Consider the following 17,914-nt stretch of genomic DNA (forward strand, 5'->3'; position numbering starts at 1 on the left):
GGTGTTTGCGGTGCAGCGATTTGAGCAATTAGCGTGCCCATGAAATAAAACATAATATTTTCAATTGGTTATGTTTTTTCTTGAACAGAAAACGAAAGAGTTGCGGTCAACCTTTGCCGCCCGACGGCAGAGGTCGACCGATCAAGGCAGGCCGTTGCAGCCGTGTTTGAGGAACCCGGGGCGTTGCGCCAGGCGTTGGAAATATTCGTCGATGGCCGGGAAATCCGGTCGATCCATCGGCGTCATCAGCCAACGGTTGACTGAAAGCCCGATGACGATATCGGCCAGCGTGAACCGTTGTCCGGCAACATAGGCTTTGGTGGTCGCGAGCTGATGTTCGAGGATGCCCATCTTCTGATTCCAGCCGCGCAAGCCCGTGGCAATCCGGTGCGCGTCCTGGAACTCCGGGTCTTTGCGTACCAGCGCCGTGAACGCGTAGCTCCAGGACGAATTGAGATCGGTGGCTTGCCAATCCATCCACTGCTCCACCCTGGCGCGCGCCGCCGGTTCGTGCGGCAGCAATTCAGCGTGTGGGTGTTTGCCGGCCAGATAACGGCAGATGGTATTGGACTCCCACAGCACGCCGGCCTCATCGATGATCACCGGCACCTGCGCGTTGGGGTTGAGCCGGACAAATTCGGGACTGTGGGTCGAGGCATACCCGCTGCCCCAGTCCTCGCGTTCGTAGGAAAGGTCCAGCTCGTCACAGGTCCACAGGACTTTTCTGACGTTGATGGATGAGGCTTTGCCGAGAATCTTCAGTGCATGTTCCATTGAGCTACTCCGTTAGCGATTCGACGCTTCGGGACTCTAACAGTATGCCGGCCCTGCGAGGCGATAAGCGGGACAGGGAGCACCCACAAGATTAGTTGAAAACCTGCGGCATGGGCGATGCGCCGCTTGACGGTGCGGACCACACAACGTGGGAATGATCAAACAAAGGAGGAGGACCTAATCGAGTGTTATCAGATCTGTCCAGATTGGAGTCGAGCAGGCACTGGGCGTGTGCTGATTGAGGATGGGTTGCCTGAGGATCCAGCCTTGAAGCTGTTGATCGATGAATACCGGGGTGGGCTCGATGCACTCGCCCTTGGGGGCGACCTTGACTTGATCCACTGATACAAACAGCGGACCTGGCAGGTCGAAAACGGTCTGGGATCGCACCTGCGCGCCAGTATCCTTACTGGAAAAACACACATTTCTGCGCCCGCTCAGGTCGGTGGTCATGACGTAAGCCTCTTCAAGACTGGCATGCCCAACGCTCATTACGACGGCAGGCCCCTGACCTTTCGGGTGGGCGGCAAGACAGCTTTTGATCGCTGGCATGAAGCGAGGGTCGTTCAGGAAATGAGTCCAGTCGTCTGGCTCAGAGGCCTGCACCTGAAGCGTCTGTCCAAGTGAGACGGCTAGCAGGAAGGCCGTGATGATCATTTTGCGCATGTACACGTCCGCCGGGAATGGAGAGGGCGGATTTTGCACGCTGCCCGCCTGGAGGAGGGGGTAAAAGGTGTAACTGATCGTTCCCGTTCAGCCCTCAGAGCGTGGCAACGATCAGTCCTGGACTACGTACTCTCGCGTACCTTCAACTCAAACCCCATGTCCTGCACCGGTTTCGCCACCGTGTTGCCCGCCATCAACGTCAACATCTGCTCTGCCGCGCGACGGCCAATTGCCTCGCGCGGGGTATTTATGCTGCTCAGGCGCGGGACCATGTGCGCCGAGGCCGGCAGGTCGTTGAAACCGAGGACCGCCACTTGTTCGGGGATTTTGATTCCGCAGCGCATCGCTTCCAGCAGCGCGCCCTGGGCCAGGTCGTCGTTGCCAAAGAAGATCGCGTCGACATCGGGATGACTGGCGATCAGTTGCAGGAACAGCTCGCCGCCCAGACCGACGGAGGAGGCGCGGGGCGTCAGCACTTCCAGGTCCGGGTCATACCGACCGGCCTTTTGCAGGGCTTTGCGAAACCCTTCGCCACGCAGCAACGTGCGTTGATCCAGTTGCGCACCGATGTACGCCAGGCGCTTGCGACCGCGGGACAGCAAATGCTCCGCCGCCGTTTCGCCGGCCGCCAGTTGCGAGAAACCCACGCAATTGAGGCCCGCAGCGCTGTCGAGTTCCATCATGTAGACGCAGGGAATATTGCTCGCCTCGATCATCCGCCGCGAACTTTCGGTGCGATCAAACCCGGTCAGCAGCAAACCGCGCGGCTGATAGGCCATGTAATTGCGCAGCAGGTTTTCTTCTTCATCGCGCGAGTAATGGAAGTTGCCGATCAGCACTTCGAAGCCCTTCGGTCGTAAAACCTGATGAATGGCTTCCAGGGTGTCGATGAACAGCAAGTTGGACAGCGACGGCACCAAAACCACCACGGAATGGCTCTGGGCCGAGGCTAACGCACGGGCGGCGGGGTTGACCACGTAGTTGAGTTCAAGCGCGGCTTTCTGCACTTTTTCCACCAGTTCGGTGGCCACCGTGCTCACGCCGCGCAAGGCGCGGGAGGCGGTAATCGGGCTGACGCCGGCCAGTCGGGCTACTTCATTGAGGGTAGGACGGCCAGTGGTTCGCGTATTTTTATCGTTTTTAGGAGAGGTCATCGGGCGGCTTGCCAAACAAAATTCAAGGCACTAAGGTAGCGCTGTCCCGATGCAGCTGCAAATGCGTAAGCGAGTTTTGCCTGAACCTCGCTTTTCGGCGTCCGGAACGAACATGCTGCAACCCACAAAAATGACAAGAAGGCGTCGGCAACTTCTACTTTTCGTCTAGTGTCATAACTGGCAAAGGTAGCGCTGTCTGCGCGCTGAGGTGTTACATGAATCATCCCATCACCGCCCTGGTCATCATGGGCGTTGCCGGTTGCGGCAAGACCTGCGTCAGCGAAGCCTTGTGCCAGCTCAGCGGCGCGACTGCCATTGAAGGCGATACTTTCCACCCTGCCGCCAATATCGAAAAGATGAGCGCGGGTATCCCCCTGAACGACGACGACCGTGCCGGCTGGCTCGACAGCCTGTGCGATGAGCTGCGCCGCGTCGACGCCACGGGCCAGCGCCCGGTGTTGACCTGCTCGGCCCTCAAACACAGTTACCGCGAAGTTTTGCGCAGCGCCTTGCCGGGCCTGGGCTTTGTGTTCCTTGAACTCACGCCTGAAGTGGCGGCCGATCGTGTCTCCCATCGGCCGGGCCATTTCATGCCGTCGACCCTGATCGACAGCCAGTTTGCGACCCTCGAATCCCCCGTTGGCGAGCCGCTGACCCTGGCCCTCGACGCCTCGAACCACAGCGTCGACCAGTTGGCGAAGCAAGCCCACGCCTGGTGGCTGGAACACGGCTTGAAACGCGCCGGTTAAATTTTGCTTGAAGAGATAGCGCTGTCCCTATGGCTTTCGAATTACCCGCTTTAATAACAACAACAACCAGGAGACACCCCTAATGTTTGGCATGTCCCACGAGACGTTCCTGCTGCTCGATGCAGTGGTCACGGTGATCGGGCTTATCGTCCTGATCACCAAGTTCAAATTTCACCCGTTCATTGCCCTGATCATTGCCGCAGCCTTTCTCGGGCTGACTTCCGGCATGCCGATTGGCACCATCATCAAGGCGTTCCAGGACGGCTTCGGTGGCGTGCTCGGTTTCGTCGGCATCATCCTCGCGCTGGGCACGATGCTCGGCAAAATGATGGCCGAGTCGGGCGGGGCGGATCAGATTGCCCAGACGCTGATTCGCGCGTTCGGCAAGGACAAAGTGCAGTGGGCAATGATGTTCGCCGCGTTCCTGGTCGGCATTCCGCTGTTCTTCGAAATCGGTTTTGTACTGCTGATCCCGCTGGTGTTCATCGTCGCCCGGCGTACCGGCGTGTCGATCATCAAGATCGGTATCCCGCTGCTGGCCGGTCTGTCTGCCGTGCATGGCCTGGTTCCGCCACACCCGGGCCCGCTGCTGGCCATCGGCGTGTTCGGTGCCGACATCGGTAAAACCATTCTCTACGGCCTGATCGTTGCGCTGCCGACGGCCATCATCGCCGGCCCGATCTACGGCACCTTCATTGCCAAATACATTCCCGGTCATCCCAACCAGGAACTGGTGGATCAACTGGCCCGCGAGACGGATTCAGCTGAACTGCCGAGCTTCGCCATCACCCTGGTCACCGTGCTGTCGCCGGTGTTCCTGATGCTGCTCAAGACCTTTGCCGACGTGGTGCTGCCGGACGGCAACTTCTTCCGCACCTTCATGGACCTGATCGGTCACCCGATCTCGGCTCTGCTGCTGGCGTTGCTGCTGTCGCTGTACACCTTCGGTTACAAGCAGGGCATTGGCTCCAGCCAGATGCTCAAATGGCTGGATGCGAGTCTCGCGCCAACCGCCGCGATCATCCTGATCATCGGTGCCGGTGGTGGCTTCAAGCAGATGCTGGTGACCAGCGGCGTGGGTAATGTCATCGGCAACATGGCGGTGGCCGCGCAAATCTCGCCGATCCTGCTGGCCTGGCTGGTGGCGGCGGTGATCCGTATTGCGACTGGTTCGGCGACCGTGGCGACCATTACTGGCGCAGGCATTGTGGTGCCGGTGGTGGGGATGATTCCGGGTGTGAACCGTGAGCTGCTGGTGCTGGCGACCGGTGCCGGTTCGTTGATTCTGTCTCACGTCAACGACGCGGGTTTCTGGCTGGTGAAGCAGTACTTCAACATGACCGTAGCGGAAACCTTCAAGACCTGGACGGCGATGGAAACCATCCTGTCGGTGGTCGGCCTGGGCTTCATCCTGCTGCTGTCGTTGTTCGTCTAAACAAGGCTTTTGTAGGAGCCGGCTTGCTGGCGATTGCATCGACTCGGTTAGACGTTAAACCGAGTCGATGCAATCGCCAGCAAGCCGGCTCCTACATGGATTGTCGAACCCCCGTAGACGCTGGTTTCGATCATTACCGATAACAAAAAAACCGCATTTATGCGGTTTTTTTATGGGCAGGAATCTGCGACAAGCCAAATCTTTTGGGTACCGATGACACAACCGCTTGTCGGAACTGTCATTTCTCACAGGTAGACGACCAGCGTAGACGCGTCGAACATCCCTGCTTGAAAGGAACGCCAGTCACAGGGTTCCTGTTTGATCGTTGAATCATGGATGAGGAGCAGACTCTATGAGCACGCCTATTGTTGAGAAACCCGAAATTATCCTTCCTGCTGAAGGTGGTGAGTCAAATCTAAGACCCTCGTTTATTGGGACGGCGATCATCGGGGGGAAGGTAACTGTTGCGCTACATGATGGAACGGTGCTGGGTTCGGCTGACGTGATGACTTCAGGTCAATGGCAAGTGCTTTCACCTTCTCCTTGGCAACAGAGGAAGTACCAAGTCAAGGCTAGACAAAACGTGGGGGGCGTCGATTCGGAGTGGACAGAATTGCGGACCTTTACTGTTGCCGGCTAACCGTTTGCTTTCAGGGACAGGTTTTTTCCAATAATGCCTGAAGACAATTGAATCAAATCGGGAGCGGACACGGACGTGGCCGCTCCCGAGATTGTTTCTCTAGCCGGTGGTTTTGCTTACCAGCCCATCCGCCCTGAACATCCCGCGAATCCCGCGTACGGCCTGACGAATCCGGTCCTGGTTTTCGATCAGCGCGAAGCGCACATGATCATCCCCATATTCCCCGAACCCGACACCCGGCGAGACGCAAACCTTGGCTTCTGCGAGCAGTTTCTTGGCGAACTCCAGCGAACCCAGGTGCGCATACGCTTCGGGAATCTTCGCCCAGACATACATCGACGCTTTCGGGTTTTCCACCATCCAGCCCAGTTCATGCAGGCCTTTGACCAGCACATTGCGCCGCTGACGATACTGCTCGGCGATGTCTTTCACGCATTGCTGATCGCCTTCCAGTGCGGCAATTGCCGCGACTTGCAGCGGTGTGAAGGTGCCGTAGTCGTGGTAGCTCTTGATCCGCGCCAGGGCGTTGACCAGTTCCGGGTTGCCGACCATGAAGCCGATGCGCCAGCCCGCCATGTTGTAGCTCTTGGACAGGGTGAAAAACTCCACCGCAATGTCCTTGGCGCCAGGCACTTGCATGATCGACGGGGCTTTCCAGCCGTCGTAGACGATGTCGGCGTAGGCCAGGTCATGCACCACCAGTACGTCGTACTGTTTGGCGAGGGCAATCACCCGTTCGAAGAAGTCCAGCTCAACGCACTGCGCGGTGGGGTTGGACGGGAAGCCGAGGATCATCATCTTCGGTTTCGGAATAGAGCCGCGAATCGCCCGTTCCAGTTCGGCGAAGAAGTCCACGCCCGGAATCAGCGGCACCGAACGCACCTGGGCGCCGGCAATCACGGCACCGTAGATGTGAATCGGGTAGCTCGGGTTTGGCACCAGCACGGTGTCGCCCTGGTCCAGGGTGGCGAGCATCAAGTGCGCCAGGCCTTCTTTGGAACCGATGGTCACGATGGCTTCGCTTTCCGGGTCGATGTCGACCTCGTAGCGTTCCTTGTACCAGTTGGAAATCGCCCGGCGCAGACGCGGAATGCCCTTGGACGTGGAGTAACCGTGGGTGTCTTCGCGCTGGGCGACGGTGACGAGTTTTTCGACAATGTGCGGCGGCGTCGGGCCGTCGGGATTGCCCATGCTCAAGTCGATGATGTCTTCGCCACGACGACGGGCGGCCATCTTCAGCTCGGCGGTGATGTTGAATACGTAAGGGGGGAGTCGATCTATGCGCGCAAAGCGGCGCGGCGAACCTTGTTCGGCCATTGTTGCCTCGGATAACGTAAGCGCCCGGAACCGTCCGAGCGACGCTGGTCACTGCGGTGACCTGTGGCGGAATGTAAGGGCAGCTGTGGCAGACTGTCCAGCCTCCACGTAAATAATTTTTTTTCCGAAGGAAATCGGTCGATGGAATTTAGCAGCGGCTTTTTGCTGAGCCTTTCTCTGTGCCTGGACATCGGCGTAGCCAACATCGCGATGATCACGCTGGCCATGCAGCGCGGCTATTTTCAAGGCTTTGCGCTGGGGTTGGGCACCTGCGTCGGCGACCTGATTTACGCCGTGCTGGCCCTGGCCGGCATGACCGTTTTGCTGCAATACGAAACCGTGCGCTGGGTGTTGTGGATTGGTGGTTCGGCGTTGCTGATCTATTTCGCGGCGAAGATGATCTATTCGGCGATCCACCATGAGGCGCTGTTGGCCGAGACCGCCGACGTGGGCCACAACTCGCACCGCAAGGAGTTCTTTCGAGGGATCTTCCTGGCCATGTCGTCACCCAGCGCCATTCTCTGGTTCGCGGCGGTGGGCGGCACGCTGATCGCACGGTCCGGCGGTGGCGGGGCGCTCAGCTCGGCATTGTTCCTCGGCGGATTTCTCTGCGCCGGACTGTTGTGGTCGGCAGGCCTGTGCTTCGCCGCGAGCCATGGCGGCAAGTTGCTGGGCGACAAGCTGCTGCGTTATTCATACATGGCATCGGCGGCGATCTTCTGCTATTTCGCGGTGTACGTGATTCTATCGGGGTACAACGAGTTTATTGGCGCTGGAGCGGTCGAGGCGTTGCATACGCTGTAATTGGGCGAATCGGGTTTGGCTTCTATACTCCTAGCCGAACCCACTTTTTGTACCAGGAGCCGAGTCATGGATGATAATAAAAGCGTCGAAATCCCGGAACCACGCTTCGAACACGGGCACTTCCAGCTCATTGCAGGGCTTAGTGGAAAATTTACTCAGGAAACCACCCAGGGCATTCCAGCACTCTGGGACAAATTCATTCCGCACATCGGAAACGTTCCGGGCCAAAAGGGCGAAGTTACCTACGGTGTGTGTTTCAATTTCGACGGCAAGGGCGGCTTCGACTACATCGCCGGCGTCGAGATCAGCAAGCTCGACGATTTGCCGGACCTGTACCGTTGGGTAGAAGTCCAGCCTCAGTATTACGCGGTGTTCGAGCACAAAGGGCCGCTGGATACCTTGCCGCAATTGTTTCAGTACATCTTTGGCACCTGGCAGCCGCAGTCAGGGCATGAGGTGCTGGATGCGCCGGAACTGGAGCGCTACAGCGAAGACTTCAACCCGAAGCTCAACACCGGGAAACTGGAAATCTGGGTGCCGATCAAAGCGTAATGAACCAGGCCTGGAACGGGCACTTCACAGTGCCCGTTCGTGCCTGTCGTTGGCCCCTCGCATCACCTCCCGCCTATCGCCCGTTTCGCTCGATCTATACGCCGTCTTAATACCGCTGCCCCCAATCAGTGTCCGTCCTTGATACCCCCTCACATAACCTGCACTGCGCAGATAAGAGCGCGTATTCAGTGCGTTTTGTGCTCTGACGCGCTCTGCCGGGACCCGATTGCGGGTGCCCATTCGTTATGTCAGGGGGAGCTGTCTTGTTAACACTCGAGTTCATTTACATCGCCAGCGGCCTGTGCGCCGCCCTGTTGTTCGCCTACCTGGGTTACGCCCTTATCCGTGCAGAGAAGTTCTGATGGCCGCAGTCATTGCGGCACAGGCGTTTTTATTCGCCCGCCAGGGCGGTCTTGAGAAAGGAAACCGGCAATGTACGACCTGATTTTCATGGGGGTTAGCGTGGTGTTTTTTGCTGCGACAGCCATGGTCATCGTCGCCATGGGCAAGATTTGAACGGAGCATCGACATGTTGAGCACTATGCTGGAATTTGCGGTGATTCTCGGGTTGATGACCGGACTCGCCGTCTTGATGGGGAAGTGGCTGACGCGGGTATTCACCGGGCAAAACCATGCCTTGGCGGAGCGCGCCACGTATCGTTTGTTGGGGATCGATTCAACCGAAACCATGGGCTGGGCACGTTACGGCTCGGCCCTGTTGCTGTCGAACGCGGCAATGATGTTGCTGGGTTACATCGTGTTGCGCCTGCAAGGTTTCATGCCGCTCAACCCGTTGGGGCTGAGCGCGCAATCACCGGACCTGGCGTTCAATACCGCGGCGTCTTTTATCACCAACACCAACTGGCAGGCTTATTCAGGTGAAACCAGCCTGTCTAACTTCAGCCAGATGGCGGTCATCACCTTCCTGATGTTCGTCGGCGCAACAGCGGGCGTTGTGGCTGCTGCGGGTTTCATTCGCGGCCTCAGCCGATCGAATTCCGCTGACATCGGCAACTACTGGGTGGATTTCACTCGCACCCTGTACCGGGTGATGCTGCCACTGTGTTTTGGCATGGCGCTGGTTTATGTCTGGCAAGGCATGCCACAAACCCTGAGCTCCCAAGCCCTTGCCACCACCCTGGAAGGTGCGCAGCAGCAGTTGATCGTTGGCGCGGTGGCGAGCTTCGAGTCCATCAAGCACATCGGCACCAACGGTGGCGGTTTCTTCAGCATGAACGCCGCGCACCCGTTCGAGAACCCGACCCCGCTGACGAACATGCTGCATATCCTCAGCATGCTGCTGATCCCGTCAGCGCTGACGTACACCTTCGGCAGCATGTTGATGCGCCGGCGTCAGGGCTGGGTGTTCTTTGGCACGTTCCTGGTGATGTTCGTCGGCTTCCTGAGCATCGTTTACACCGCCGAACAAAGTGGCAACCCGCTGTTGACCCGCGTGGGCGTGGATCAGGTGCTGTCGGCCACCCAGAGTGGCGGCAACATGGAAGGCAAGGAATTGCGCTTCGGCATTGCTGACACCAGCCTGTTCGTGACCACCACCACCGGCGCAACCACCGGCTCGGTGAACGCCATGCATGACTCGCTGACGCCCATGGGCGGCTTCGTACCGCTGGCGCAGATGATGCTCAACTGCGTGTTCGGTGGCGACGGCGTGGGGTTTATCAACCTGATCCAGTACGCGCTGCTGACGGTGTTTCTGGTGGGCATGATGATTGGTCGCAGCCCCGAATTCCTCGGCAAGAAGATTGAGGCACGGGAGATCAAGCTGGTCATGCTCTCGGTGCTGGCGCATCCCATCTGCATTCTCGGCTTCACCGCCCTGGCGGCACTCTGGCCCGACACCCTCAATAGCCTCAACAACCAGGGGCCTCATGGCTTCAGCGAGGTGCTGTATGCCTACACCTCGGGCACAGCCAACAACGGTTCGGCGTTCGCCGGGTTGAATGCCAATACGCCGTTCTTCAACACCACCATCGGTCTTGCCATGTTGCTCGGACGTTTCTTCACGATGCTGCCGATGCTCGCGGTCGCCGGTTCCCTGGCGATGAAAAAGAACATCCCGGCCGGTGCAGGCACCATTCCGACCGCCACGCCGCTGTTTATGTTTCTGGTGGTGTTCGTGGTGTTGGTGGTGGGCGGCCTGACTTTCCTGCCGGCGCTTGCGCTCGGCCCGCTGGTCGAGCAACTGCAGTTGCTGTCCGGCCAGACCTACAAGTGAGGGGGATGTGATGACTCAAGTACAAACACAAACCAAGGTGCAATTTCTGTTTGTCGGCCTGTTGCGCCCGGTGCTGATTTCGGCGGCGTTCTTCATGTTGCTGACCGGGCTGGTGTATCCGTTGTTCACCACGCTGGTGGCTAACGTGCTGTTCCCGTATCAGGCCCGGGGCAGCCTGGTTGAACGGGACGGGTTGGTGATCGGTTCGGCGGTGATCGGCCAGCATTTCACTCGCTCCGAGTATTTTCAGGGGCGTCCAAGCATGACCCTTGGCGCTGATCCACTGGACCCGAGCAAGAGCGTGGCACAGCCGTACAACGCAGGTTCCAGTGGCGCCAGCAACCTTGGCCCTACCAGCCAGAAGTTGATCGACGCCGTGGCCATGCGCGTCGAAGCCTACCGCCGGCAGAACGGCCTGGCAGCCGATGCCCAGGTGCCGGTGGATGCGGTCACCTCGTCGGCGTCAGGACTGGACCCGCACATCTCGGTGGCCAACGCACAGATTCAGGCGTCGCGCGTCGCACGCCTTCGTCACCTGCCGGAAGCCGATCTGCTGAAGCTGGTGAATGCCCACACTGAGCAGCGCACCTTTGGCTTGCTCGGTGAGCCCCGAGTCAATGTGCTGCAACTCAACCTTGCGCTGGATGCCTTGACGCCTGTGCATCAGCCATCCCTTGCGGCCAGTGAACAAGAGAAACAACCATGAGTAAGCAAGTTCGTTTGCCGTTGTTCGACCGTGGGTTGTTACTCACGGCGTGCCTGGATGCTTTCAAGAAATTGCTGCCCCAGGCGCAGTGGAAGAACCCGGTGATGTTTGTGGTTTACCTGGGCAGCATTCTCACCACGCTGTTGTGGTTTCAATCACTGGGCGGTGAGGGCGAAGCCCCCAGTGGTTTCATTCTCAGCATCACGTTGTGGCTGTGGTTCACCGTGCTGTTTGCCAACTTCGCCGAAGCCCTGGCCGAGGGGCGCAGTCGGGCCCAGGCGGCCAGCCTGCGCGGGATGAAGCGCCAGACCCTGGCCAAGCTGTTGCAGCAACCCCGACATGGTTCCGCCTGGAGGCCAGTGCCTTCCAGCGAACTGCTCAAGGATGCCGTGGTGTTGATCGAGGCGGGTGATCTGGTGCCCCTCGATGGTGTGGTGATCGAAGGTGTGGCGTCGGTGGATGAAAGCGCGATCACCGGGGAGTCGGCACCCGTGATTCGAGAGGCGGGCGGCGACTTTTCATCGGTCACCGGGGGCACAAAGGTGCTGTCGGACTGGCTGGTGGTGCGTATCAGCGTCAATCCCGGCGAGTCGTTTCTGGATCGCATGATTTCCATGGTCGAATCCGCGAAGCGCCAGAAGACGCCCAACGAAGTCGCGTTGACCATTCTGCTGGTGGGGCTGACGTTTCTGTTTCTGCTGGTGATCGTGACGCTGGGCCCGTACTCGATGATGGCGGTGACCATGAGCGGCGGCGACGTGGTCAGCGCCACCGTGCTGGTGGCGCTGCTGGTCTGTCTGATTCCGACGACCATTGGTGGCCTGCTGTCGGCGATTGGTGTGGCGGGCATGAGCCGGATGATGTCGGCCAACGTCATTGCCACCTCCGGGCGGGCCGTGGAAGCGGCGGGTGACGTAGATGTCCTGCTGCTGGACAAGACCGGCACCATTACCTTGGGTAATCGCCAGGCCAGCAGTTTTCTGCCGGCGCCCGGTGTCAAGGAATCGGAACTGGCGGACGCCGCGCAGTTGGCCTCGCTGGCCGACGAAACGCCGGAAGGACGCAGTATCGTGGTGCTCGCCAAGCAGAAGTTCGACCTGCGGGCGCGGGACCTCAATGCCCTGGGGGCGAGCTTCGTGCATTTCACCGCGCAAACCCGCATGAGCGGCGTCGATCTGGCCGGTGGCCGGAGCATCCGCAAGGGCGCTGCAGATGCCATTCGCCAGCACATCGAGGCGCTGGGCGGCAGTTTCCCGCCGGCATTGCAGAGCAAGGTTGATGAAGTCTCGCGCCGTGGCAGTACGCCGCTGGTCGTGTGCGATGGTCAACAGGCATTGGGCGTGGTCGAGCTCAAGGACGTGGTCAAGGGTGGTATCAAGGAGCGCTTTGCCGAACTGCGGCGCATGGGGATCAAGACGGTCATGATCACCGGCGACAACCGCCTGACAGCGGCGGCGATTGCCGTGGAAGCCGGTGTCGACGACTTTCTGGCCGAGGCCCGGCCGGAAGACAAGCTGCAACTGATCCGCGACTACCAGGCGCAGGGCAAGCTGGTGGCGATGACGGGAGATGGCACCAACGATGCGCCGGCACTGGCCCAGGCGGACGTGGCCGTGGCCATGAACAGCGGGACTCAGGCCGCCAAGGAAGCGGGCAACATGGTCGATCTGGACAGCAACCCGACCAAGCTTATCGAGGTGGTTGAAGTCGGCAAGCAGATGCTCATGACGCGTGGCGCGTTAACCACCTTCAGCGTGGCCAACGATGTGGCCAAGTATTTTGCTATCGTACCGGCCGCATTCGTCGCGACCTATCCGCAACTGGGTGCCCTGAACGTGATGCACCTGAGCAGCCCGAGCTCGGCGATCCTCAGCGCGGTGATTTTCAATGCCCTGATCATCGTGTTTCTGATCCCGCTGGCGCTCAAGGGTGTGACTTACCGAGCCATCGGCGCCGCAGCGTTGCTCAATCGCAACCTGCTGATCTATGGGTTGGGTGGCGTGCTGGTGCCGTTCGCGGGGATCAAGGTGATCGACATGCTGTTGGCCGGGCTTGGCCTGGTTTGAAAGGACTGACTGCGCGGCGCCCTGTGTGGCGCCGTGCGGTTCAAAAGGATTGCCATGCTCGTAACTGATACGTTCACCGCTTCACGTGACGGCCGCCCTGATCCCGACGCGCTGCTGGAGAAGCTGCAACAAGACGAACAGGCCGCCCTGCGCGGGAAATTGCGCATCTATTTCGGCTCCAATGCCGGGGTGGGGAAAACCTGTGCCATGCTCATCGCGGCCCAGCGTGAAGTAACCCAGGGCCGTGACCTGGTGGCGGGCGTGGTCGAAACCCATGGCCGCCGGGAAACCGCGGAACTGCTCACCGGTCTGGAACTGCTGCCGCGCTACAGCGTGATGCATCGCGAGTGTGCTCTCAGCGAGTTCGATCTGGATGCTGCGCTGGCGCGACGTCCGGCGGTGCTGCTGGTGGATGAACTGGCCCACAGCAACGTTCCCGGTTCGCGTCACCCCAAACGCTGGCAGGATGTCGAAGAACTGCTGCGCGCCGGCATCGACGTCTGGACCACCCTCAATGTCCAGCATCTGGAAAGTCTCAACGATATCGTCAGCGGGATCATCGGCATCCGTGTGCGCGAGACCGTGCCCGATCATCTGTTCGACGCGGCCCATGAAGTGGTGGTAATCGACCTGCCACCCGATGACTTATTGCGCCGTCTCAAGGAAGGCAAGGTCTATCTGCCGCCCCAGGCCGAGCGCGCGTCCCGGCACTTCTTTCGCAAAGGCAACTTGCTGGCCTTGCGCGAACTGGCACTGCGGCGTACGGCCGATCGGGTCGATGCACAGATGCGCGACTATCGCCGCGAGCGGTCCATCAACACTCTTTGGCCCGCGCGCGAGCGTCTTCTGGTCGGCGTGGCAGGCTACCCGTCGGATGAACGTCTGGTTCGTGAAGCGGCGCGTCTGGCACAGAAACTCGAGGCGGACTGGATTGTCGTCCATGTGCCCTCGGTTCAGCGCCGTGAAGGCGGCGCGAATCGCTATGCCGCCGCCATGAAAACCCTGGCGCTGGCCGCTGAGTTCGGTGCCGACACGGCCACGCCGTCAGGCATGGACGTGGCCGAGACGCTGGTGGCGTTTGCCCGTGAACATAACGCCAATCGCCTGGTGCTCGGGCATTACCCGCGCAAGGTCTGGCAGTTCTGGCATCAGTCGATCAGTGACCGTATCAGCCGTCGTCACCCCGAGATCGATCAGATTGTCATCGCTCATGGCCCGTTGCCCGTCGTGGTTGCGGTGGCGGTGAACACGGATGCCGCGTTGCCGCCGAGCAGGGCTGCGGCGTACCTGTGGGCCAGCCTTGCCTGTTTTGCCGCCACGGCGGTGGCCGCCTTGTTGTTGCAGGTGTTTGATCTGGCCAACGTGGTCATGCTGTTTTTGCTCACGGTGGTGTTGGTCTCCCTGCGTTACGGGCGCGGGCCGGGTGTCTGGGCGGCGATGCTGGCGGTGTTGTGTTTTGATTTTTTCTTCGTCCAGCCACGCTGGTCGTTCACGGTCAATGACACCCAGTATTTCTTTACCTTCGCCTTGATGCTGGGTATTGCGTTGATCACCGGTCAACTGACAGCCCGCTTGCGTCATGAGGCTCGCACCGCTGCCGGCCGTGAACGGCGCGCGACGTCATTGGCCAGGCTTGCTCGCGACCTGTCGGCGGCGCTGACGGTGGAGCAGATCACGGAGGTGGCGCTGCGCACGTTCAGTGGCGTGTTTGAAGCGCGGGGCGGGCTGGCACTTCCGGACGATAAAGACAGTGTCCATTCCTGTGGCGCCGGTGCATTCCCGATCGATGAAAGCATTGCCCAATGGGTTTACGACCACGGTCAACCCGCCGGTCAGGGCACCGATACGCTGGCGGCCGCTCAAGGCCGCTATTTACCGTTGAAGGCGCCCATGCGCGTACGTGGCGTGTTGGTGCTCGAACTGGCTGAACCCGAGCGATTGAACGAGCCGGAGGAACAGCGTTTGCTCGAAGCGTGCATGAGCCAACTGGCGATCGCGCTGGAGCGGGTGCATTTCGTCGAAGTGGCGCAGAGCACCTTGGTGCAGATGGAGGGCGAGCGCATGCGCAATACGCTGCTGGCCGCGATCTCTCATGACCTGCGCACGCCGCTGACCTCCATTATTGGCGCGGCAGATGCGGCGGCGCCCCACGCGCCGCCCGGAACGCTGACACAGTTGCTTGACGGCATCCGCGATCAGGCCAGCTCCATGCAGCGGTTGATCGAAAACCTGTTGGACATGGCCCGGATGCAGGAACGCGGTGTGCGCCTGAACCGGCAATGGCATTCGCTGGAGGAAATCGTCGGCAGCGCCTTGCGTCAACTGCGCGAGCCGTTGGCGCGGCACGTCGTACGCACCGCGCTGTCGCCACAGTTGCCGTTGGTGGAAGTCGATGCGCTGTTGATCGAGCGTGTGCTGGTCAACCTTCTGGACAACGCCGCCAAGTACACCCCGGCCGGAACGCTGGTGCAGGTCGCGGCCCGGCACGAGGAGGACAGCATTGTGCTGGAGGTGATCGACGCCGGTCCCGGTTGCCCTCCGGGCAGCACACCTCAGAGCCTTTTCGAGCCGTTCTCGCGGGGGCAGCAGGAGTCGGCCGTGGCCGGTATCGGCCTTGGGCTGGCGTTGGCAAAGCGCATTGTCCAGGCCCACGGCGCAACGATCGAGGCCCAACCTCAGGCCACCTCGGGTATCCGCTTTGTCATCACTCTACCGGCGGGTCATCCGCCTTCCATGGAATCGCTATGACCAGTGCACGCATCCTCATTGTCGAGGACGAGGCCAACATCCGCCGTTTCATCGGTATCGCGCTGCAGGATGAAGGTTTTCAGGTGTTCGAAGCCGACAACGTCAAACGCGCCCTGATCCACGCCGCCAGCCGTCAACCGGATCTGGTGATTGTCGATCTGGGCTTGCCCGACGGTGACGGCAAGCAATTGATCAGCGAGCTGCGGGGCTGGATGACGGTGCCGATTCTGGTGCTGTCGGCCCGTGATCGTGAAGAGGAAAAAGTGGCGGCGCTGGATGCGGGCGCCGACGATTACCTGGTCAAACCCTTCGGCGTGCCAGAGTTGCTGGCGCGTATCCGCGCCCAGTTGCGTCGACATGTGCAGAACGGAACCGCCGCCGTCACCAGCAAGGTGACGTTCGGCATGATCGAAGTGGACCTGTCCACGCACGAGGTCCGGCGCGAGGACCAATCGGTTCATCTGACGCCCATCGAGTATCGCCTGCTTTGCGCATTGATTCGCGGACAAGGCCGGGTCATGACCCATCGCCAGTTACTGCTGGAAGTGTGGGGGCTGGATTACGTCGATCGTGCTCACTACCTGCGGGTGCACATGGCGCACCTGCGGCAAAAACTGGAGGCCGATGTGGCCCAGCCGCAGCATTTCATCACCGAATTGCAGGTGGGTTATCGCTTGGTTGGGCTGTAGAGAAGGCCAGGCGCTGGTTGCCGCGCCGGGCCTTGTCATTCGAGTGCCGGGTATCGAGCATTCGAAGGCCAGCCAGTCTTGTTAGAATCGGCGAGCGATACTCTGTCATCTCACTTGCCCCAAGGTGCTGTTCTGCCATGAACTCGTCGAACCCCGTCATCCGAAACGTCCTGCCTGCTGATCTGGACCGCTGCTTCGCCATCGAAACTGTTGCCTACGAAGGCGACGAAGCCGCCACCCGAGAAAAAATCGCCACCCGCATCGCCACCTGGCCCGAAGGTTTCATCGTCGCCGAAGTGGACGGCGTTGTAGCCGGTTTCATCAACTCCGGTGCGGCGTTTCAGGTCGAGATGTCGGACGAAGCGTTCAAGGAACTGATCGGCCACGACCCGGCCGGCCCGCACGTGGTGATCATGTCGGTGGTGGTGCATCCGGATTATCAGGGGCAGGGTTTGGCGAAACGCTTGATGGGCGAGTTCATCGAGCGCATGCGTGGGCTGGGCAAGACCAGCATCAACCTGATGTGCAAAGAGCGGCATATTCCGTTGTACGCCGGGTTCGGGTTTGCCTACATCAAGCCTTCCGCGTCGGATCATGGCGGTATGGCTTGGCATGAGATGGTGTTGGTGTTGTAACCCCATTTACCCAACACAGAAGATCCCCTGTAGGAGCCGGCTTGCCGGCGATAACGGTGTGTCAGGCGCCATCAATATTGATTGATACGCCGCCATCGCCGGCAAGCCGGCTCCTACAATGGTCAGGTTTCGTGTCAGTAGAGACTGTCACGCACTCTCAGCGGAGCCTCCCGGTCATATGTCTCCGAATCAAACTGCCCGTCATTCAACCGCTTGTGAAACGCACCCGCCGTCGGCAGCGCCGAGCGATCCAGGTGCTTCTCGGGGTTCCACAAATCCGAACGCACAATCGCTTTCGAGCAGTGGAAAAACGCCGCCTCCACCGTCACCAGCATCACCGTGCGCGCCGGTTTGCCATTGACTGCGAAGCTCTCCAGTAACCCCGGTTCATTGCTGATCTGCGCCGTGCCGTTGACCCGCAACGTCTCGCCGATCCCCGGGATGATGAACAGCAGCGACACCCGCGAATCGAGCACCACATTGCGTAGCGTGTCGATGCGGTTGTTGCCCGGGCGATCCGGGATCGCCAGGGTGCGCTCATCGATGATTCGCACGAAACCCGGCGTGTCACCGCGTGGCGAGCCGTCAACGCCGTCGGGGCCGACGGAGCTGATGATCACCAGCGGCGAGGCGCGGACCATCGCTTGATAATCCTCGTTCAAAAAGGGGATTTGCTTGCGCACCGCGCGTTCGTGGGGGTGGCCGTAAATCGCTTCCAGTACTTCGATGCTGTCGAGCATAAC

General features: G+C 60.1%; 17 protein-coding genes and 1 pseudogene. 12 read left to right on the forward strand and 6 right to left on the reverse strand.

The window, feature by feature from the left end:
• Positions 1–141: 141 nt before the first annotated feature.
• From ACYZUC_RS27105 to gntR, 4 genes and pseudogenes are all read right to left on the reverse strand, one after another.
• The gene (locus tag ACYZUC_RS27105) at positions 142–774 is read right to left on the reverse strand and encodes a glutathione S-transferase family protein (RefSeq protein WP_461991562.1); all 633 of its coding nucleotides are present in this window, start codon (positions 772–774) and stop codon (positions 142–144) included.
• Positions 775–833: 59 nt separating this feature from the next.
• Positions 834–911 (reverse strand): annotated as a pseudogene (locus ACYZUC_RS27110) (chlorhexidine efflux transporter); the annotation flags it as partial.
• A 40-nt stretch (positions 912–951) separates the two neighbouring features.
• Positions 952–1,440: a hypothetical protein gene (locus tag ACYZUC_RS27115; protein ID WP_461991564.1), complete on the reverse strand. Its 489-nt coding sequence runs from the start codon at positions 1,438–1,440 to the stop codon at positions 952–954.
• A 122-nt stretch (positions 1,441–1,562) separates the two neighbouring features.
• Complete coding sequence (gntR, locus tag ACYZUC_RS27120; protein ID WP_008032586.1) at positions 1,563–2,594, reverse strand: HTH-type transcriptional regulator GntR; 1,032 nt, start codon at positions 2,592–2,594, stop codon at positions 1,563–1,565.
• 215 nt (positions 2,595–2,809) lie between these two features.
• Between gntR and ACYZUC_RS27125 the strand changes: the two genes are divergently transcribed.
• From ACYZUC_RS27125 to ACYZUC_RS27135, 3 genes are all read left to right on the forward strand, one after another.
• A complete protein-coding gene (locus ACYZUC_RS27125) occupies positions 2,810–3,343 on the forward strand; it encodes a gluconokinase (RefSeq protein ID WP_192229135.1) in 534 nt (177 codons plus the stop codon).
• 82 nt (positions 3,344–3,425) lie between these two features.
• A complete protein-coding gene (locus ACYZUC_RS27130) occupies positions 3,426–4,778 on the forward strand; it encodes a GntP family permease (protein ID WP_461991566.1) in 1,353 nt (450 codons plus the stop codon).
• A 352-nt stretch (positions 4,779–5,130) separates the two neighbouring features.
• Positions 5,131–5,418 (forward strand): Ig-like domain-containing protein, encoded by a 288-nt coding sequence (locus ACYZUC_RS27135; RefSeq protein WP_461991568.1) that lies wholly within the window; start codon positions 5,131–5,133, stop codon positions 5,416–5,418.
• Positions 5,419–5,517: 99 nt separating this feature from the next.
• Here the strand turns inward: ACYZUC_RS27135 and alaC are convergent, their stop codons facing one another.
• Complete coding sequence (alaC, locus tag ACYZUC_RS27140; protein ID WP_008038550.1) at positions 5,518–6,735, reverse strand: alanine transaminase; 1,218 nt, start codon at positions 6,733–6,735, stop codon at positions 5,518–5,520.
• 141 nt (positions 6,736–6,876) lie between these two features.
• Here alaC and ACYZUC_RS27145 point away from each other — a divergent pair, with 141 nt between their 5' ends.
• The 9 genes from ACYZUC_RS27145 to ACYZUC_RS27185 all read left to right on the forward strand — a co-directional run bounded on the left by ACYZUC_RS27145 (position 6,877) and on the right by ACYZUC_RS27185 (position 17,171).
• Positions 6,877–7,539, forward strand: coding sequence for a LysE family translocator (locus tag ACYZUC_RS27145; protein ID WP_192229137.1), 663 nt, complete (start codon positions 6,877–6,879; stop codon positions 7,537–7,539).
• 66 nt (positions 7,540–7,605) lie between these two features.
• Positions 7,606–8,091, forward strand: coding sequence for a GyrI-like domain-containing protein (locus ACYZUC_RS27150; RefSeq protein WP_461991571.1), 486 nt, complete (start codon positions 7,606–7,608; stop codon positions 8,089–8,091).
• A 263-nt stretch (positions 8,092–8,354) separates the two neighbouring features.
• Positions 8,355–8,453 carry a K(+)-transporting ATPase subunit F gene (gene kdpF, locus ACYZUC_RS27155; RefSeq protein WP_095130908.1) on the forward strand — a complete coding sequence of 33 codons (99 nt, stop codon included), beginning with the start codon at positions 8,355–8,357 and terminating at the stop codon, positions 8,451–8,453.
• 167 nt (positions 8,454–8,620) lie between these two features.
• Positions 8,621–10,327, forward strand: coding sequence for a potassium-transporting ATPase subunit KdpA (gene kdpA, locus ACYZUC_RS27160; RefSeq protein ID WP_461991573.1), 1,707 nt, complete (start codon positions 8,621–8,623; stop codon positions 10,325–10,327).
• A 10-nt stretch (positions 10,328–10,337) separates the two neighbouring features.
• Positions 10,338–11,033 (forward strand): K(+)-transporting ATPase subunit C, encoded by a 696-nt coding sequence (gene kdpC / locus ACYZUC_RS27165; protein WP_461991575.1) that lies wholly within the window; start codon positions 10,338–10,340, stop codon positions 11,031–11,033.
• Positions 11,030–13,099, forward strand: a complete 2,070-nt coding sequence (gene kdpB, locus ACYZUC_RS27170) for a potassium-transporting ATPase subunit KdpB (RefSeq protein ID WP_461991577.1) — start codon at positions 11,030–11,032, stop codon at positions 13,097–13,099. The genes kdpC and kdpB overlap by 4 nt, the downstream gene beginning before the upstream one ends.
• 54 nt (positions 13,100–13,153) lie before the next feature.
• A complete protein-coding gene (locus tag ACYZUC_RS27175) occupies positions 13,154–15,847 on the forward strand; it encodes a DUF4118 domain-containing protein (protein WP_461991579.1) in 2,694 nt (897 codons plus the stop codon).
• Positions 15,844–16,536: a response regulator gene (locus tag ACYZUC_RS27180; protein WP_461991581.1), complete on the forward strand. Its 693-nt coding sequence runs from the start codon at positions 15,844–15,846 to the stop codon at positions 16,534–16,536. Before ACYZUC_RS27175 ends, ACYZUC_RS27180 begins: the two co-directional genes overlap by 4 nt.
• 137 nt (positions 16,537–16,673) lie before the next feature.
• Entirely contained in the window at positions 16,674–17,171 is a 498-nt protein-coding gene (locus tag ACYZUC_RS27185) for a GNAT family N-acetyltransferase (RefSeq protein ID WP_461991583.1), read from the forward strand.
• 134 nt (positions 17,172–17,305) lie between these two features.
• Here the strand turns inward: ACYZUC_RS27185 and ACYZUC_RS27190 are convergent, their stop codons facing one another.
• Entirely contained in the window at positions 17,306–17,911 is a 606-nt protein-coding gene (locus ACYZUC_RS27190; protein WP_461991585.1) for a pyridoxamine 5'-phosphate oxidase family protein, read from the reverse strand.
• Positions 17,912–17,914: the final 3 nt, after the last annotated feature.

It is taken from the genome of Pseudomonas sp. GT1P32, assembly GCF_054897805.1.

What these genes read in the sequence shown, in the direction of transcription:
- kdpC (WP_461991575.1), top strand. Translation starts at nt 10,338, where the DNA reads ATGACTCAAGTACAAACACAAACCAAGGTGCAATTTCTGTTTGTCGGC.
- ACYZUC_RS27190 (WP_461991585.1), bottom strand. Translation starts at nt 17,911, where the DNA reads ATGCTCGACAGCATCGAAGTACTGGAAGCGATTTACGGCCACCCCCAC.
- kdpA (WP_461991573.1), top strand. Translation starts at nt 8,621, where the DNA reads ATGTTGAGCACTATGCTGGAATTTGCGGTGATTCTCGGGTTGATGACC.
- gntR (WP_008032586.1), bottom strand. Translation starts at nt 2,594, where the DNA reads ATGACCTCTCCTAAAAACGATAAAAATACGCGAACCACTGGCCGTCCT.
- alaC (WP_008038550.1), bottom strand. Translation starts at nt 6,735, where the DNA reads ATGGCCGAACAAGGTTCGCCGCGCCGCTTTGCGCGCATAGATCGACTC.
- kdpB (WP_461991577.1), top strand. Translation starts at nt 11,030, where the DNA reads ATGAGTAAGCAAGTTCGTTTGCCGTTGTTCGACCGTGGGTTGTTACTC.
- ACYZUC_RS27175 (WP_461991579.1), top strand. Translation starts at nt 13,154, where the DNA reads ATGCTCGTAACTGATACGTTCACCGCTTCACGTGACGGCCGCCCTGAT.
- ACYZUC_RS27125 (WP_192229135.1), top strand. Translation starts at nt 2,810, where the DNA reads ATGAATCATCCCATCACCGCCCTGGTCATCATGGGCGTTGCCGGTTGC.
- ACYZUC_RS27185 (WP_461991583.1), top strand. Translation starts at nt 16,674, where the DNA reads ATGAACTCGTCGAACCCCGTCATCCGAAACGTCCTGCCTGCTGATCTG.
- ACYZUC_RS27130 (WP_461991566.1), top strand. Translation starts at nt 3,426, where the DNA reads ATGTTTGGCATGTCCCACGAGACGTTCCTGCTGCTCGATGCAGTGGTC.
- ACYZUC_RS27135 (WP_461991568.1), top strand. Translation starts at nt 5,131, where the DNA reads ATGAGCACGCCTATTGTTGAGAAACCCGAAATTATCCTTCCTGCTGAA.
- ACYZUC_RS27145 (WP_192229137.1), top strand. Translation starts at nt 6,877, where the DNA reads ATGGAATTTAGCAGCGGCTTTTTGCTGAGCCTTTCTCTGTGCCTGGAC.
- ACYZUC_RS27115 (WP_461991564.1), bottom strand. Translation starts at nt 1,440, where the DNA reads ATGCGCAAAATGATCATCACGGCCTTCCTGCTAGCCGTCTCACTTGGA.
- ACYZUC_RS27105 (WP_461991562.1), bottom strand. Translation starts at nt 774, where the DNA reads ATGGAACATGCACTGAAGATTCTCGGCAAAGCCTCATCCATCAACGTC.
- ACYZUC_RS27180 (WP_461991581.1), top strand. Translation starts at nt 15,844, where the DNA reads ATGACCAGTGCACGCATCCTCATTGTCGAGGACGAGGCCAACATCCGC.
- ACYZUC_RS27150 (WP_461991571.1), top strand. Translation starts at nt 7,606, where the DNA reads ATGGATGATAATAAAAGCGTCGAAATCCCGGAACCACGCTTCGAACAC.